The sequence below is a fragment of the Neptunicella plasticusilytica genome (assembly GCF_047922965.1).
In the GTDB taxonomy this organism is placed as follows: domain Bacteria; phylum Pseudomonadota; class Gammaproteobacteria; order Enterobacterales; family Alteromonadaceae; genus Neptunicella; species Neptunicella plasticusilytica.
Window position 1 is genome coordinate 4,225,384 of the sequence record NZ_CP150481.1, and the last position, 18,494, is coordinate 4,243,877.

General features: G+C 48.8%; 14 protein-coding genes. 2 read left to right on the forward strand and 12 right to left on the reverse strand.

Translation table 11 applies throughout. From position 1 onward, the window contains the following. Positions 1-54: 54 nt before the first annotated feature. Positions 55-1,410, forward strand: coding sequence for a DEAD/DEAH box helicase (locus V1467_RS19080; protein WP_416306571.1), 1,356 nt, complete (start codon positions 55-57; stop codon positions 1,408-1,410). Positions 1,411-1,415: 5 nt separating this feature from the next. After that, complete coding sequence (locus V1467_RS19085; RefSeq protein ID WP_416306572.1) at positions 1,416-1,889, forward strand: NYN domain-containing protein; 474 nt, start codon at positions 1,416-1,418, stop codon at positions 1,887-1,889. A gap of 31 nt (positions 1,890-1,920) precedes the next feature. Here V1467_RS19085 and V1467_RS19090 read toward each other — a convergent pair whose 3' ends face one another. The 12 genes from V1467_RS19090 to V1467_RS19145 form a co-directional block, all read right to left on the reverse strand. Continuing rightward, on the reverse strand, positions 1,921-2,691 hold the full coding sequence (locus V1467_RS19090; protein ID WP_416306573.1) for a TSUP family transporter: 771 nt from the start codon (positions 2,689-2,691) through the stop codon (positions 1,921-1,923). Between the two features lie 83 nt (positions 2,692-2,774). Further along, entirely contained in the window at positions 2,775-3,746 is a 972-nt protein-coding gene (locus V1467_RS19095) for a diguanylate cyclase (protein ID WP_416306574.1), read from the reverse strand. Between the two features lie 52 nt (positions 3,747-3,798). Continuing rightward, positions 3,799-5,052, reverse strand: coding sequence for a diguanylate cyclase domain-containing protein (locus V1467_RS19100; RefSeq protein WP_416306575.1), 1,254 nt, complete (start codon positions 5,050-5,052; stop codon positions 3,799-3,801). 59 nt (positions 5,053-5,111) lie between these two features. Beyond that, positions 5,112-7,280 carry a DNA helicase II gene (uvrD, locus tag V1467_RS19105; protein ID WP_416306576.1) on the reverse strand — a complete coding sequence of 723 codons (2,169 nt, stop codon included), beginning with the start codon at positions 7,278-7,280 and terminating at the stop codon, positions 5,112-5,114. Between the two features lie 78 nt (positions 7,281-7,358). Further along, positions 7,359-7,979: a YigZ family protein gene (locus V1467_RS19110; protein WP_416306577.1), complete on the reverse strand. Its 621-nt coding sequence runs from the start codon at positions 7,977-7,979 to the stop codon at positions 7,359-7,361. 13 nt (positions 7,980-7,992) lie between these two features. After that, complete coding sequence (locus V1467_RS19115) at positions 7,993-8,919, reverse strand: AEC family transporter (protein ID WP_416306578.1); 927 nt, start codon at positions 8,917-8,919, stop codon at positions 7,993-7,995. Positions 8,920-9,092: 173 nt separating this feature from the next. Further along, entirely contained in the window at positions 9,093-10,586 is a 1,494-nt protein-coding gene (locus V1467_RS19120) for an SLC13 family permease (protein ID WP_416306579.1), read from the reverse strand. A gap of 6 nt (positions 10,587-10,592) precedes the next feature. After that, positions 10,593-11,483 (reverse strand): alpha/beta hydrolase, encoded by an 891-nt coding sequence (locus V1467_RS19125; RefSeq protein WP_416306580.1) that lies wholly within the window; start codon positions 11,481-11,483, stop codon positions 10,593-10,595. Positions 11,484-11,654: 171 nt separating this feature from the next. Next, complete coding sequence (locus tag V1467_RS19130) at positions 11,655-14,738, reverse strand: TonB-dependent receptor (protein WP_416306581.1); 3,084 nt, start codon at positions 14,736-14,738, stop codon at positions 11,655-11,657. A gap of 179 nt (positions 14,739-14,917) precedes the next feature. Continuing rightward, entirely contained in the window at positions 14,918-16,666 is a 1,749-nt protein-coding gene (locus V1467_RS19135; protein ID WP_416306582.1) for a LamG-like jellyroll fold domain-containing protein, read from the reverse strand. A 101-nt stretch (positions 16,667-16,767) separates the two neighbouring features. Beyond that, the gene (locus tag V1467_RS19140; protein WP_416306583.1) at positions 16,768-17,886 is read right to left on the reverse strand and encodes a FecR family protein; all 1,119 of its coding nucleotides are present in this window, start codon (positions 17,884-17,886) and stop codon (positions 16,768-16,770) included. Beyond that, complete coding sequence (locus tag V1467_RS19145; RefSeq protein WP_416306584.1) at positions 17,876-18,409, reverse strand: RNA polymerase sigma factor; 534 nt, start codon at positions 18,407-18,409, stop codon at positions 17,876-17,878. The genes V1467_RS19140 and V1467_RS19145 overlap by 11 nt, the downstream gene beginning before the upstream one ends. Positions 18,410-18,494: the final 85 nt, after the last annotated feature.

The window sequence follows — 18,494 nt, forward strand, 5'->3', positions numbered from 1 at the left end:
AGGCGGTCTACACTTGAACAGATATGTTAATTTCCCTCAACTAAAGAAGAATCTATGTCCTTTGCCTCCTTGGGCCTATCCGCCCCAATACTTGCCGCTGTAGCCGAACAGGGTTACGACACGCCTTCTCCTATTCAAGCTCAGGCGATCCCTGCCATTATTGAAGGCAAGGATGTGATGGCTGCCGCACAAACCGGTACCGGTAAAACCGCCGGATTTACCTTGCCGATTCTGCAGCGATTATCTCAAGGACAAAAAGCCTCAGCCAATCAGGCTCGCGCATTAATTTTAACCCCGACCCGCGAACTGGCTGCCCAGGTGGGTGAAAGTGTGGCGTTATACGGTAAAAACCTGCCAATGCGCTCTACCGTAGTATTTGGTGGCGTCAAAATTAATCCGCAAATGCAAAAACTGCGCGGCGGTGTCGATGTGCTGGTCGCCACTCCGGGCCGTTTGCTGGATTTGTACAATCAAAACGCAGTGAAGTTCAGTCAACTGGAAGTGCTGGTGCTGGACGAAGCCGATCGTATGCTGGATATGGGTTTTATTCACGATATTAAGAAAATCATCGCCTTGTTGCCCAAGCAGCGCCAAAACCTGCTGTTTTCAGCGACTTTCTCGGATGAAATTCGTACCCTGGCCAAAGGGCTGGTAAATAATCCGGTTGAAGTATCGGTGTCTCCGGCCAACACCACCGCCGAAACCGTTGAGCAGTGGGTGTGTCCGGTGGATAAGAGCAAAAAATCGGCGCTGTTAGCCCACTTGATTAAAACCAATAACTGGCAACAGGTACTGGTGTTTAGTCGCACTAAACATGGCGCCAACCGTTTGGCCAAGTTTCTGGATGGCAAAGGTATTAGCTCTGCCGCTATTCACGGCAATAAAAGCCAGGGCGCGCGTACTAAAGCCCTGGCTGAATTTAAAAGTGGTGATACCCGGGTCTTGGTAGCGACAGATATTGCCGCCCGTGGTCTGGATATTGACCAGTTACCCCAAGTAGTGAATTTTGATCTGCCCAATATCTCTGAAGATTATGTGCATCGTATTGGCCGCACTGGACGTGCCGGCGCAACGGGGCAGGCGATTTCTTTAGTCTGTGCCGATGAGTTTGCCGACATGGCCGGGATCGAGTTTCTTATTCAGCAAATATTGACTCGCAAAGTCATTGCCGGCTTTGAACCTGTGCATGACTTGCCGGAATCCGATCTGGATCGCAAACCGAAGAAACCCAAAAAACCGAAAAAGCCCAAAACAGGCCACCGAGATGGTCAGCGTTCAGGTGAGGTGGCCAAAGGCCACAAAGCCGGAGCTGGCGCACGCAGCCGTTCAGATGGCAAACCGGCCAGAAACTCGGGCAATCGTCGCGGCGGTAATACCTCTGCGAATACCCGCTCTGGCGGAAACCGCTAAACACTATGCCACGCATTGCCGTATTTGGCGACGTTCAAAATATTTATTATACCTGCCGCCAAGCCTACGGGCGGCAGTTTAACTATCGCAAATTCTGGCAACAGCTTAGTGCGCAGGGCGATATTGTTGTCGCCAATGCCTATGCCATTGATCGCGGCGATGATCAGCAAATCAAATTTCAGGACGCGCTCAAACACATCGGTTTCGAGGTTAAGCTCAAACCCTTTATCCAGCGCAGTGACGGTTCAGCCAAAGGCGACTGGGATGTGGGCATTGCCATTGATGTGATGGATATCGCCAAAGACATGGACAGGGTGGTGTTATTGTCCGGCGATGGCGATTTTGATTTGTTACTGGACAGAATTAGGTGCAGATACCCACTGGACGCCGACGTGTATGCAGTACCGGCGTTAACCGCCAAATCACTAATCGACGCTGCCAGTCATTATTATCCTATAGACGATGACTTATTACTTTAGTCCGATCCGGGATAATTTAGGCTTTGGTTGGTTAAAGTAATCCACTAATAAAACCACAGGCAATCACAATCAGCATAATAGAGACTGCTTTTTGTACCGCCGCAATAGTCACCTTTGTCAGTAATCTGGCCCCCACAAACGCACCTGCGAAAGCCGCGAGAGTGGCACAAGTCACCAGTTGCCAGTCAATCAATTGCCATTCTGCCTGATTCCAGCCATATAGTGTTAGACGAGCCACATCCACCAGTATTGCCAGCATCACGCCGGTAGCAATAAATTGCTCTTTGGTCAGACCGGATTTAAGTAAAAACATACTACGGAACGCACCTTGATGGCCGGACAGACCACCAAAAAAACCACTTAATACACCGCCAATTGGCAGATAGCGAGACGGCATTTCGATGGCAGCAAAACGGGGTGAGAGTTCCAGTAGCACAAAACCGATAATCAGCACACCTACCAGCGCTTTGACGGCTGAAATCTGCACTTGAGTATCGCCCAGCGAATATTCAAATAACGCCGGGGCTGAAGACAGGTAATGTAATAACAGCGCACCTACAAACACAAACAGCAAGGCAGGTAACCCGAAGCGGGCAAACACCGGCCAATGAGTATGACGAGCAAATAGCATGCCCTTAAAAAAATTATTAGCCAAATGCACTATTGCAGTAATCGCAATGGCTATATCCAGCGAGAAAAAAAGGGCAACGACAGGCATCAACAAGGTGCCCAGACCAAACCCGGAAAACAGGGTTAATCCGGCAGCAATCAGCGCGCTAATAGAAACAACAACAATATCCAAACAACCTCCAATTGCAGAGACCGACTCACTCAGTAAATATTGGCGCGGATACTAGCAGATACCGATGACATCAATATGTCAGGCTAACCTGCGTTTCGCTTGCGGGACTGCTTTTTGTCATACATCAGCTTGTCAGCTTCATCCAGCATAGACTGAATCGAGGAATCTTTGTCAGCAGTGCAATTGACCAGTCCGGAAGTGCAAAGCAACTCGTACTGCCGATTGGAATTGGCGTTATAATCCGCTAACGACTGCTGAAAGCGCCACAGAGTTTCTTTAGCCACAGTTTCGCTGCTATTAACCAGTAACACCACAAATTCATCACCACCAATACGCCCGAACACATCGGATTCTCTAAAGGTTTCCTGCATTAAATGGGCAAAATTCTTGAGCGCTTTATCACCCTCGGCATGACCGTGTTTATCATTAATCTGCTTGAAATGATCCAGATCAAAATAAATCAGCGACACAGGATATTGATGACGTATAGACATTTTAAGGCTTTGCTCGGCCAGATTAATAAAGCCGCGGCGATTGGAAATACCGGTCAACTCGTCCAGCGTCGCCAGTTGCACCGCAATCAGCTCCTGTTCGGCCATCGCGGCCAAATCTTCCAGTGCAATGATATCGTCACGGCTAAAGAGTCTGGGTTTATCATCGATAATACAGAGTGTGCCGAGTTTACTACCGTCACTGTGTTTAAGCGGACAACCCGCATAAAAACGAATATGCGGCGCACTGGTCACCAACGGATTATCAATAAAACGATTGTCCAGCGCTGTATCATTAATCACAAACACGCCATGTCCCAAAATAGCATGACCACAGAACGAGACGTCTCTCGGTGTTTCCCGCACGTCCAGTCCGACACAGGATTTAAACCACTGGCGCTCTTTATCCACCAGGCTAACCAAGGCAATAGGTACATCAAACAGTCGCTTGGCCAACCGGGTCAAACGGTCAAAACGCTCTTCCGCTGCGGTATCCAATACATTGAGGCTTTGCAGACTGAGCAGTCTGTTTTCTTCATCCTGAGGTAATACCGGTGCTTGCATACTCACTATTCCTGATTTAGTGCGTCAACCTGATTATAGAACTTATTGTTTATCAGCTGCGATGTTTAGTGTCACTGCTGATCCATTGATTACGCCCTTGCTGTTTAGCCTGATACAACAATTTATCGGCATATTGCAACATATCGTCAATACTGCCCTCATAAATATCTGTAATACCGATACTGATAGTGCAATTTAATATCTGCTTTTCAAACCGAATACGCAACTTTTCTACCCGACAACGCAATGTTTCGATTTGCTGACAAGCCTCGGATAACGCCAGGGGCATAAAAATACAAAATTCCTCTCCGCCGAAACGGGCAAGCTGGTAGTCTCGACAGATATCGGCTAACAGCTCGGCCAGCCCTTTTAATACTGCGTCACCGGCATCATGGCCATAACTGTCATTAATTTTCTTAAAATAATCTATATCCAGTAGCGCAAGCGATATATGCGCGGGTGGAGACTGTAAAATGGCATTAACGCGATTAAAAAAGTAGCGACGATTGGGCAAACCGGTTAAATAATCGGTATTGGCGGCTCGGCGAATAGCATCAATATTCTCGATATATTCCACATTCTGTATCACCCGGCAGAAAAATTCTTCATGACAGTAGGGACGCGTCAAATAATCGTTGGCGCCACTTTTAATAAAACTGGCCGACAAGCCGGGGCGTCCCTGATAAGCAATACCAATTACCGCCAGATCTTCCTTGCTATGCTGTTGACGCAGGCTCTCCACCATTTTGATACCGCTCATGTCGGGCAGATCGTCATCGGTAATGACCAACTTGATATTATTTTGTTGGCCAATTTGCGCCAGCCCGTCAGCCACATTGCTGGCGGCGTAGGTGATAAAATTATGCCGTTGTAACAACGCAACTGTGGCGTTGCGTTCGGCTCTGGAATCTTCCACCACCAAAATACCTATCTGCTGATTGCGTTCCAGACGCCCTAACAGACGACTCAGGTATTCATAAAACTGGCTGTTACCCTTGGTAAAGTAATCGACAATGTTTTTGTTGATAATAATGCTGCGAGTCTGTTCGTCTTCGCGTCCTGTCACTACTATGGTGGGAATGTAAGCCTCAATAGTAAAGTCAATGGATTCACCGTTAGGCGCGTCAGGGAGATGAAAATCGACAATGGCACACAAAAACTCTTCCGGCATACTCTGATCAAAAAGGTGTTTGGCCTGATACAAACTACTGGCGCAAACAGCAGTATAACCGGCCTTTTGTATCACTTTTTGCAGCACTTTGGTGCTGGTCATACTATCTTCAATAACCAGAACTTTTTTGGTCATAAGTATCTAATTTTTATAGCTTAGTTGGATTCAGCTTAACTTTAGCACAGTCCTGAAATCTAGGCCGGGTTTAAACGTGCGTACGCCACCACCAACCATTTGGTACCGGCAGTATCAAAGTTAACCTGCACCCGGGCATGTTCGCCACTGCCTTCATAACTCAGTATGGTACCTTCACCAAATTTGGGATGTAGCACCCGTTGCCCCAGCTGGAAACCTGTCGACTCAAAAGCGGAATGAGAGGTAGCTGGCTGAAAACGATTTTGCACCGGACGGCTGATAGTCGTGCGCAACCTGACCTCTTCAATACATTCGCGCGGAATCTCTTTAATAAAACGCGATGGCGTGTGGTATTTGTCCTGACCGTACAAACGGCGGCTTTCGGCATAACTAATGGTCAGTTTTTGCATGGCACGGGTCATACCGACATAACAAAGGCGGCGTTCTTCTTCCATACGGCCAGGTTCATCATTGGTCATCTGGCTGGGAAACATGCCTTCTTCCACACCGGCCATAAACACCTGCGGAAATTCCAGTCCCTTCGCTGTGTGGATGGTCATCATCTGCACCGCATCCTGATGGCTGTCTGCCTGATTCTCTCCCGCTTCCAGCGAGGCATGGGCCAGAAAAGCCGCCAGCGGTGTCATGTTTTCCGCTTCTTCCGGCATTTCAAACTGCTGACAGGCGGTGACCAACTGATCGAGGTTTTCCAGTCGGCTTTGCGCTTTTTCGCCTTTTTCGGCCTGATACATGGCGCGTAACCCGGAGTACTTGATGGCATGATCGGCAATTTGTTCCAATGTCATTTCCACCAAATCGGCCTGCATTTTATCCACCAAATCAATAAAGCTTTGCAATGCGTTAGCCGCACGGCCCGACAGGCGTTTTTCCTGCAGCAACTGTTTGGAGGTCTGCCATAGGGTTTGCTCATGAGCACGTGCCTGCTCACGGATCTGCAGCAAGGTTTTTTCACCCATACCGCGAGTTGGGGTGTTAATCACCCGCTCGAAAGCGGCATCATCCAGCGGCTGGCTGATCATACGCAAATAACCAAGCGCGTCTTTGACTTCCTGACGTTCGAAGAATCGCGTACCGCCATAAATACGGTAGGCTAACGCTTCATGGATCAGCGATTCTTCCAGCACCCGCGATTGGGCATTGTTACGGTACAAGATGGCACAATCACTGAGCGCACCGCCTTTTTCGCTCCATTGCTTGATTTGCGCCACAATAAATCGCGCTTCATCCAGCTCGTTAAAACCTGCATACAGGGAAATCAGTTCACCGGCGTTGCCTTCGGTCCATAGCTCTTTGCCCAGCCGCCCCTGATTGTTGTCGATCACCGTATTGGCGGCTTTAAGAATAGTCCCGGTGGAACGATAGTTTTGTTCCAGCCGCACTGTTGTCGCGCCGTTAAAATCACGCAAGAAGTGCTGGATATTTTCGACATTGGCACCGCGCCAGCCATAAATCGACTGGTCATCATCACCGACAATCATCATATTATTGTTGTCGCAGGCCAGCAGCCGTAACCAGGCATACTGAATGTTATTGGTATCCTGAAATTCGTCGACCAGAATGGCACGAAAGCGTTGTTGATAATGTTGCAACACGTGGGGATTATTGACCCAAAGTTCGTAGGCACGCAGCAATAGCTCAGCAAAATCCACCAATCCTGAACGATCACAGGTTTGCTGATAGGCCTGATAAATATCACGCATTTTGGCCTGCTGATAATCACCATGAGTTTCGATATTCTGCGGTCTTAACCCTTCATCCTTGTTACCGTTGATGTACCACTGAATATGCTTGGGTGCCCAGTTTTTCTCATCCAGATTCAGTGCTTTTAACACCCGGCGGATCAGACGATACTGATCGTCCGAATCCAGGATCTGGAAACTTTCCGGTAGCTTGGCTTCCTGGTAATGACGGCGCAGTAACTGGTGGGCAATACCATGAAATGTACCCATCCATAATCCCTGCAAACGGGTTCCCATCAGGCTTTCGATACGACCACGCATTTCGCGGGCGGCTTTATTGGTAAAAGTCACCGCCAAAATACCAAAGGGTGAAATTCCCTCTACTTCCATCAACCAGGCAATACGATGCACCAACACCCGAGTTTTACCACTACCGGCTCCGGCTAGTACCAGCATATCGCTAGCGGGTGCACCAACAGCGGCGCGCTGTTTTTCATTTAGTTGATCAAGTAAGGCAGAAACATCCATTCAATAACTCAGTGATTCCGGAGGGTAACAATAGTGTTCGCAGTATACCAACAATACTGGTTATATCCACAGGCAATTCTAAGGCGAGTTTGGCGCAATAATGTTAATGCTACCTGCAGTAAGGTTGACCAACTCGGTTTTAAATACATCTACCTCGGTACGAGCAACCGCCAGATTAACCACAACCTGCTGACCATAATCCGTGTGGATATCAGCCACATCATATCGGTCAAGCAAACGGGTAATTGCACCGTCGTGGGTATAGTCGTAGCGCAACGTCAACAAGGTTCGGCTGACTTTAACCCTGGTGGGTAAATCGCCCAGCACTTGCGTCACCGCATCAGAATAAGCGCGCTGTAAACCACCGGTTCCCAACTTGGTACCACCGAAATAACGTACCACAGCGACCACAATATCGCCCAAACCACTGTGTTGCAGTACTTTAAGCATCGGCATTCCTGCAGTGCCACTGGGCTCACCATCATCACTCATGGAACGCACCGTGGTATCCGGTGCGCCGGCAATATAAGCCCAGCACACATGATTGGCCTGCGGATGCTGTTCGCGCAGGAAACGAATAAACTGCTCAGCTTCTTCGCGACTGGCCGCATTGGCGGCAAAGGATAAAAATTTGCTGCGTTTAATATCCAGTTCGGTTTGCCAGGTCTGGGCAGGAGCCGGATAACTTGAATTGCTCATTCGCGCCAGTCCTTTAAATCAGGCTCATGTAATTAAGCACCACTAATCCTAGCGTCACACTGATCGGGCTAAGTAAAGTGGACAACGTAATCACTTCCGCCGCTAAATTGCCATAGGGTGTCATTTGATGGCTCATCACATAGGCGGCAGCGGCGGTTGGGGTTGCCATCATTAAAAACAATACGCCCAGGGCATCCCCCTCAATGCCAAACAGTATGGCGCAAACCACGATAACAGTTGGCAATATGACCAGCTTTAAACTAACCGCGGCCAGCGCCTGCTTATGATTCGCCTTGAGGCTTTGCCATTCAAGACTGGCGCCAATACAAACCAACGCCAGTGGCAAGGTAAGCTGGGCCAGATAACCCAAGGACAAATTGACAATATCCGGCAAAGGAACTTGCCAATATGACCATAGTCCACCGAGCAGGATGGCCACGATTAACGGATTTTTAACTAGATTGATTAACAGCATACTGCGACTGTTACTTAACAATAGTACGGCCGAAACATTGTATAGCACGGTAACAAATGCCAGATATACCGCCGCCATGGCGATAATGTCATCACCAAACGCGTTGACGCATAAAGCCAAGCCGATAATGCCCATATTGCCGCGAAAGGCGATATGAGTAAAAACGCCCCGCTTGGGCTTGTCGACGATAAAAGGCGCTATCCACCAGACCAGCAGCACACTAAGTAACGTGGCAACCAGACCAAAAACAACCAGAGTCACGTTAATACTTTCACCGGTTGAGCGCCCCGCCACACTTAAAAACAGCAGACAGGGCAACGCAACTTTAAACACTAGCCGGTTGCCGGTTGCGACAAAGTGTTCATCCACCAGCCTAATCCGCCGAAAGACAATGCCCGCCAGCAAAATAAGCAACAAAGGCAACGTCACATTAAGCGCAGCGTATAAATGAGCAACAAGATCCATTATTTATTTCCGGCTGTGTGCATAAAAGGTATTCGCGACTCACAAGGCTGACAGGTGGAACAACAAAGTGACCATTATACAGGTTTCTATACCAAGAGTGATGACATCTACAGCCAGAAAGCGCTGACGAGTAAGGACATTGCGCAACATAGGCGACCTCACCACCCGAATCATCACCCCATTGCAAACACCATAGGCGCGATAACCATCGAGACTGCGGTGACCAGACCCACACAGAGTATATTCAGCCAGAATCCGGCTTTGGCCATTTGCGGAATACTGATGTAACCGGATGAAAACACAATGGCATTAGGTGGAGTAGCGACAGGCAGCATAAAGGCGCAACTGGCGGCTAAGGTCACCGGAACAACCAGCACCATTGGAGAGGCGCCGAGTTCCAGCGCAATAACCGATACCACCGGCAGGAAAGTTGCCGCGGTGGCCAAATTGCTAGTCAGTTCGGTCAGAAAAATGACCAGTGTCGTGGCACTTAGCACCAATACCAATAAACCAAAGGTATTCAGGTTAACCAAGCTTTCTCCCAACCATTGAGCCAATCCACTGGTCGAAACGGCCGCAGCCAAACTCAACCCGCCACCAAACAGCAGTAAAATACCCCAGGGGATAACCTGCATATCTTCCCATTGCATCAGTGCTTGTCGGGTTTGGTTGCCTGCAGGAACAAGAAACAAACTCAACGCCGCCAACATGGCGATGCCGGCATCGTTAAGCCCTTCAATGCCTGTCCATTTAGTTATTAGCGGGCGCAACATCCAGCACAATGCTGTCAGGGCAAAAATACCGCCTACCCGCCATTCTTCCGGTCTCACTTTACCTAGCGCCTTGCGCTGCTCCAGCAAACGTTTTTTGGCAGCCGCCGGTGTCTTGAAATTAACCGGATAGATCCAGCGAGTCAGCGTCAGCCAGGCTATCGGCAGCATAATCAGGGTTAACGGAATACCCACCAGCATCCACTTGGCAAAATCGATTTGCATGCCGTAGGTTTCATTCATAAAAGCGGCCAGAAAAGCGTTAGGCGGCGTACCCACTAAAGTCGCCATACCTCCAATAGTCGCCGCATAGGCAATGCCTAATAATAGTGACAACTGAAAATTGCGTTTTTCTTGTGGTGAAAACTGCTGATCGCTCAAATCAAGCGTGGTGACGATAGATAACGCAATGGGCAACAACATCATGGTGGTAGACGTGTTGGTCATCCACATGCTCAGCAATGCACTAACTAACATAAAGCCCAGAATGATCGAACGGGCGCCCATACTCACATAACTCAGGATAAAAAAGGCAATACGACGATGCAGCCCGGATTTTTGCAACGCAGTGGCCAGGATAAAGCCGCCAAGAAACAGGTAGATGGTCGGATTGGCATAAGGTGCCGCGGCCTGTTTAATCGGCAAAATCCCGAGCGGGCTGAATAACACCAGCGGAATAATCGCGGTAACCGGTACAGGAACGGCTTCAGTCGACCACCATATCGCCATCCACATCCCGATGGATGCCGTTATCCAGCCAACTTCACCTAATCCGACCGGGGCGGGCAGCAACATACACGCAATCCCTGCCAGAGGCCCCAACCACAGGCCCGCCGTCTGATAAGTTTTTCGCGTTGAGCACTGTTGTGCTGGTGGATTCAGATTATCTGTAGTCACAATCTGCTACTCCTGTAGTCGTTGCGGGAAGAGATACTTGAGTGCATAAGGAACCAGTTCGCCGCTGTTATGCCCGACACCGTGCACCACCTCCAGTTGCCAGTTTGGATGCACATTCTGTTTCACACTGGTATTGATGGCGTGCGCATAAAAAGATAAGCCCCTGGCGAAAACGTTACGCCCCTGGGCATTGGCGTCGTCACTATTACTGACGGGTTTGGTGCGCGGGCCTAAATCCTGATCGCCCAACATCAATGTCAGCGGCTTTGCCAGCCAGCGTTGCATATCTTGGCTGGAAAATGGTGAGCCTTGTAATCCAAACGGAAATTGATGGCCGGGATCCGGGTAGGTGAAAAACGCCGCATTGGCCGACACAGCATGACTGACCGGTGCATCGGGACGGGCCAGCATATACAGATGCACAAAACCACCACCAGCAGAATGGCCATACAGGGCGAAGGTCGGCTGGCTTGACTGAAACTGGCGTTTAAAATCGTTGAACACTAATTCAGGCGCAGAAAAAAACTGGCGCGGCGCTGGCTGCAATTTCCCCGAAGAAGTCATCAGGCCGCCCAGATTGTAATCATATTCGCTGGGACAAACCGCCAGACTGCACCCTATCGCCAGGACAATAAAACCCTGCTTCATGGCCAATGAATGCCACTGATCGCGATAAACATCGGCATTGCGTCGCGCACCAGGTATCACTATCAGTATCGGTGCATCCTTGTCGGCAGCGGGTGGTAGGCTGTAATAGATAGACAATTTCCCCCCTTGCCAGCCGGTAAAATCGTAGCTGCCTTTAGGTGCATTATTTCCGCCAGCAACAGGTTGCGAGGCAATAGCCTGAACCGATATCAGCAAAGCCCCAAGCAATAAGAGAATGGATTTGTGCATAATAAAACTCTGTCATCTGTGCCGGCGAGACAACTCACCCGCTGGTTTGAATAGTTTTGAGAATTAACCGGAAGATTCGAGCCGCGTTGATACAACCAGTTGCAGACAGGCTCGACCTTTGCAATCACAACGCCCGGAGACTCAACCAAACCAGGCGTTGTTATCGTTCAATTACATCGAGTAAGTGAATGACGCATACAAGGTACGACCCAACACGTCATGAATAACGTTATCGTAACCGGGTCTGACGTTTTCACCCAAACTTGGCGGCTTCTGATCGAACAGGTTTTTCACCCCGACTTGCAGTGATGACTGGTCATCCATCAGGGAGATGGAATATTGCAGGTTGGTGCCTACCCAGCTATCAATTTCGACGTCCGGCTCGGGTTGGTCATTGATGTAACTGTCGATATAGCGGATTTGGGCATTAACGGAATGAATACCACGTTGCCAACTAATACCCAGATTGGCGCGCAATTTGGGCATGGAACGGAACTGGTTACCAAAGTTACGTACCCCGGCGCCTTCAAAAGGCTCTGAGCCCGGTTCGGTTACCACTTCAAAGGTATTGATGTAGGTCGTATTCGAGGTAATACGCAGCGAATCGTACCAGCTTGATGCCGGCATATCGTAAGACACTGACAAATCAAAACCGTTGGTTTTCACTGAACCGGTATTGATAAATTCCGAGGTGATATTGGCTATGGTACCGTCCGGGCGGCGAACCACGCGTGGATCATCGGGTTGATTATCATTACAGTCATTCGACACAATGGCTTGCGCCCCTTCATCTGCGGTGATCAGATTTTTGTAATCAAAACTCCAGAAATCCAGACTGGCATCCAGAGAATTAAAATTGGCGACCAATCCCAGACTAAACGAGGTGGATTCCTGTGGTTTGAGTTCATCATCACCCTTGTTGATAACAGAAGTTATACTGGTGACGTCTCTGGCAACACATTCCAGTTGGCCGCTTACAGGATTAATCGAAGCAGGATCATCGATGATTTGTGATTGCCGGGAAATACTGGTCTGACGTACCGACGGCGCCTGGAAGGAGGTGCCCCAACTGCCCCGCACACTATAATGCTCGGTTGTCTGCCAGCGCAGTGAGATTTTCGGATCCAGGGTATCACCGGCCAAATCACCATAATCCTCGTAACGCAGTGCCGCCTGTACTTCCAGTTCGTCCAATACTGGCAAAATTGCTTCGACATAGGCCGCGTCGGTTTCCTGTTCACCATTAATCGGCGCATCAACAATATCGCCCAGGCCAGCCACATCAAGCGGATCGGGACGATAATCAAAGGTTTCTTTACGATGCTGTAACCCTGCCGCCACACCAATAAAACCACCAGACAATTCACCCAGTTCGCCGCTGACTTTTAGTTCCAGCACCTGTTGTATGGCTTCTGAATCATTGGTATTCAGGGTATGCAGGCTGTTTTCAACCTCCTGAGAATTACCCGCCACGCTAACGCCATCTTTGGGTGAAACCAGATCGGGTGTGGCTAAATGGCTGCCAAAAGGATTCCAGCTACCGTCCAGCAAGCTATTGTTGATCGTGCTGGTAATGTAATTATAGGGCCGACTTTCTTCCCGCTTGGCCGCCGCATACATATAAGAGCCATTCATCACCCAGTAATCGCTCAGCTCCACGTCGATGCCGCTCATAAAGCGTAAATAATCCAGATCAACTTCGCGATCACCCGGCCCCTTACCACCATTAAATTCGGCACCAAAGGGGCGACCACGGTACTCCAGGTCAACCGCCTGATGCACCTCGTTATCCCAGTCAGCCGGATCAATATAGGTAATACCACCTTGCCCATCATCGACAAAAAAGTTAAACGGATGACTGGCAGGTACGAACATGCTATTGCCGTCGGCTAGCAAGCCATGACGAAACAGGAAAGGCCCCTGGGTACGTTCAATGCGGTTTGAAGAATAGCTGCTTTCACCATAGAGTTTTACCTTGTCGGTCAGCTGGGATGAAAACTCGGTAAATAACTGAATGCGGGTTTCTTCCGGGATGACCGATACCTGATCGGCGAAGTCATAACGGCAGTAGGGTGCCTTCAATACGCCTCCGGCCGCTTCACAATCGGGATCAGGAATAAATGACCCTGTTCCCGCAACCGCTCCGCTCTCAGGATCGGTGACGGCCTGGCGAAAAGAACCCGGACTGCCAAAAGCGGATAGTGTTAACGACTGGGTTGGATCACCGTCACCCAGTACCCGCTGATTAATAAAGTCGAAATCGGTGCGATCGGCCCGGTTACTATGGGAGAAACCGCCATAGATATTCACTTTGGTGTTGCCGTCAGCAGATGAGCCAAAGGCAAATCCCAGCTCGTGCTTGTCAACACCCGGGCCATCTGAGGTCTGGGTTCCCAGGGTAATTTCAAAACCCTCAAAATTACTGCGGGTGATAATATTGGCCACACCGGCGACAGCCTGAGAACCGTATACTGCGGACGCACCGTCGGTAAGAAACTCAACCCGTTCAATCATCGACAACGGTAGCTGATTGATATCAAAAAACTGATTACCACCACCATCTGCCACCGCAGATTGACCACCACGACGGCCGTTAATCAGGGTAAGAGTGGAACCCAGCCCCAAACCACGCAGGTTAAATTGCGAAGTACCAACCAAACCACCCGATTCATTCTGAAACTCACTACCGACATTGATAGGCAATTTAATCGCAATATCGGACAAGGTTTTGGCACCGTCCCCAATCATCGACTCCCGGTCAATCACCTGCACCGGCGAACTGGTTTCAAACCCGGCTCTGGGAATATTCGAACCGGTGACCACGATCATCTCAAATTTTTTCTTTTTTTCCGGCACGGCATCAACCGGTTCACTAGCCAGTTGCGTCTGTGGTGTCACCTCAGATAGCTGACTGGTCTTTTTAATCGGCTTTGGCTGTTGAGCACTAATGGCGATGGTATGCTCATTGATAAACTCGTATTTCAACCCGGTACCGCGCAGCAGGTTATCCAGCGCTTCTTTGGGCGTGCGGGCATCTTTTGCCCCTTTTGACAGTACGCTCTCAACTCCGTCAGTCAGATAGGCAAACTGTAAACCGGACTGTTTGGAAAAGGCTTGTAGGGCACTAGAGAGTGATTGTGCTTCAATGTTGTATAAGTTGCTATCCGCTTGCTCCGCCAATACCGACTGGCAGGTAACCGTGCTCAATACCACTGGCAAAACAAGTTTAATACAACGTCTTATCTTATGATTCATTATGAAACTCACTATATTATTAGTATTAGAATAATCGTTAACCAGGGTCATGTTTAGCGGTCAACATGATAGATAAGAGTGGCTTGAGTTATTTTCGGGCACCTGAATTTACAATTAATTTACTAAATGGCAAATATAATTAACATTCAGATGCCCTAGGCGTGTTGATCCGGAAATAACTACTGGGACGTCTTGTGCACATTAAGCTGTTGAGTTTTGTTCCATAACTCACCCAGTTCTGTATCGCTAATCGCCCGATCCACTATCATGGCAAAAACCATACGACCAATCAGCGGATTGTCTGCATCGTCATTGGCGGCCCCTAAAAAACTGCCCGTTTGCGACTGATGGTTGGCAACATTGCTGGCGGTATCCTGCACCACTCCGTCCAGACCCAGTTTCATTTCTTGTGTGGACGCGTCATAGCTCAGCGTTAGCAGAAAATAATGATCGGTATCCAGTGCCGAGGCTGAAAACGCCACACTGGTCGAAATTGCTCCATGCCCGGCTCTAATCTGGTCGTTGGCCGCACTGTACTGGAAGCGATGTTGATAGTTAACCGGCCCACCAGCTTGTTGCAGGAATGCCATTGGCTCGGTGAACTGAGCGGGTTTGACAAAAACGGCAATGGTATAACTGGCAGGTAATGGCATCGGCAGTTGATGAACCCGGTAGGTTGAAGTTGATGTACGGCGCCAAACCAAATCTTCCAGATCACCGTCAAAGGCATACAAAGGCGGTCGGTTGACAGATTGTTCGCCACGATAGCGGCTCAGATCATAGTGATTTCCGCTAAAATCCAGCGGTGTTCCGGAGCGAAAATCCCAGTAAGCGGTCAGATCAGATATAAATGACAACTGACCAAAAGGCGCCAGGTGATCACTATTGTTACTGGCGCGTTGCCACGCTCTGAAACGCAGATGTCCTTTAGTTCTTTCACCATTGCTATTGGTATGTGTGCCATCATAACTGCCGATAGGCAAATCGTCGCTGGTCAATTTGCCACTGATAAAATCGCCATTCCTGAAATGGATAGGATCGTAAGTACCAACGTAATTCTGGCGTATATGTGCCCCGTTCAGATTGGCCTGAAATAGGGCATCATTGGTCGGGCGTCCCTGAAACTGGGTATCAATCATTCCTCCACCGATAACAATAGGGGTGGTGGACTGATAGCCGTCCAGATTATCGCGCAGATAATCAATAAAATAATCGATCTGTTGTTGGTGGTTATCCCAAATTTCGGAATAGGCATCATCAGTGTCGCCCCAACGCAATACTGAGGGGTTGTAGTCAGGATTGGCATTGTGAAACAAGGTACCGGCATGGGTAATATTAGCTCCCTGGCCACTCAAATAGGCCGCTGCATTGTTATAACGGATCACGGCTTCATCCAGACGGCTACACACGGCAGTAGATTGGATACTGCTTTGGTCCGCAGACCAGTTACCACTTTGGTCGTCGGGATCATCAGGATCGACAAATCCGGTGCCGCCCTTGGCACTGGGAACAAAAATCAAATAGTCAACAGCCGGATACTCTGCCAGATAATCTTCCGAAAACGTCAGATCCGGGCTTAGACGGTCAGTTTTACCTTTGGCTTTGCCACCTCCGGCGACAGGATCGACATGATCCAGCATGGCTTTAAACACGCCACTAGGTCGTGACAGAGAACCGCAATGATTCCATTGCAATACTTTCGAACCAAAGGATTGATCCTGATTATTACCCGTTCGGCCAATATTATGGCTGTTACCTATAGTTAAAATGAGATGAACATTTTTATTATTCAAATCAAGGCTGGACAAGTCGGGCAGACAACTTCCCCGTTCCTCAACAGGGACTTCGCACAAAGGTGTGGCTGACATTGCTGACAATGCAAAAGTCAGCAACATTAAACCGGCAATAAAGCGGGAAGGATGTTGCATGGTCTCTACTCCATTTTGTGATGAAAATTTCAACGTTTAATAGAGAAGAGTGTTCAGCTCAAAATATAGTCACCCTGTTTTATAATTATTTTTACAATTTTTTAACTTTTGGCCGGTGCCAACAATAATATGGTGCCATTATCCAACGTCTGTACACGGGCAATATTGCCGGCAAGCAAAAAGGCTACAAAAGAGGCTCTATCATTGCTATGAAATACACCGGTGATTTTTAGCGATTCCAGTGACGGATGCTTGATACGCAGCGGATTGTCGTTGTAGCGATTAAACTCCTCCACCACCTTCTTCAAGGTCTCAGCTTCAAACACCAGCCGTCGCTCTTTCCAGCTAATAGCATTCACTGCAACCCTGTTAACCACTTCAATTTGTTGCGCTTGACTGTTTACTCTTGCTTCCTGCCCCACTGTCAGGCGCACCGGCTTAACGGCACTATGCTTTGCGTTCTCCATGGTTGGGCTGGTTTGTGCTGTATTACTTTGCGCCAAATTCAGCTTGTCCTGTGTATCAACAATATTGACGTCGACAATCCCTTCTACCACCGTCACTGTGGTATCTCGCTCTTCCTTGCGCACATTAAACTGGGTACCCACCGCCTGGGCTATCGCCTGTTGAGAGAACACCCTAAAAGGGCGTGTTTTATCTTTGGCAACTTCAAACAAGGCTTCTCCTTCAACCAGCTGTACATCGCGAAAGCCGTCCGAATACATGACCTTCAGCGTGGTTCGGGTGTTCAGTGTTACAATAGTACCGTCAGGTAAGGGAACCGATGTTTGTTCGCCCACTTCAGTATGGTAAATCTGGTTTTTGGTTGCTGGCCACATCAACAGGCTGCTGACCAATGCAAAAGCCGCCACCGACGCCGCAGCAAGCCATTTCCAGTTGCGCGAAGCGGAATGTGGAGTTGGCTTATTCGGCATGTCAGATACATTGTTTGGAGTAATCGAAACAACCGATTGTTCGGCAGTGGCCAACGCAACCAGTTCTTCCACAGAGGGATTATCCGGGATATCAGTCAAGTCATCCCACATGGACTTAACAACCAAAAACTCCCTGATATGCTCAGGAGAAAGACGCAGCCAGTTGGCAAAGGCTTCTTTGCTGGAAGGACCGGGTTCTTGCAACTCGACGATCCAGGCTGCAGCTTCTTCGCTCAGGACTTCCTGTCGTCTGGCATCTCTGCCTGAATTTTGCTTACCATTCATGGTGTTGCCTTAATAAGGTTCGACATTTGCTTAACCCCTGAATCAGATACTTTTTGACCATAGATGCAGAGATACCCAATGTTTGGGCAATTTCTTCATAGGTCATACCATCACGGCGATGTAAAACGATAACCGCCCTGCATTTCGGCGATAACTGCGTCAATGCGCGTTCCAGTGTTTGCATTGACTGGGATCGATTAGCCTGTTCTTCAATACTTTCATCTTCACACTCCAGCTCCATTTCCTCGCTGGAGCTGGGTTGCGCAGGCAAATTAACATAATGTTCATACACCAGGTTCTTGGCAATACGAACTAGGTAGGCTTCCGGGTTATTGATCAGTTTAGTATTTTCTACCCGTAGCAGACGCAAAAAAGCTTCCTGCGCAAAATCCTTGGCATCTGCTTCGTTCGCCAGTTTGGAGCTTAGGAATCGGTGCAACTTTTTTTCTTGCGCAGCGATCAGCGCATCGCTCTTTTTGGCTGGCATGATCTTGCGATTAATTTTAGGTTGCTCTGTACTCATTGATTATTGGTCGTTTCCTACCTGTATCTAGGTAGAGTCCGTAGCTAAAAAATCGGGTACCCTATTAAGGCCATTTTTTTAAAAT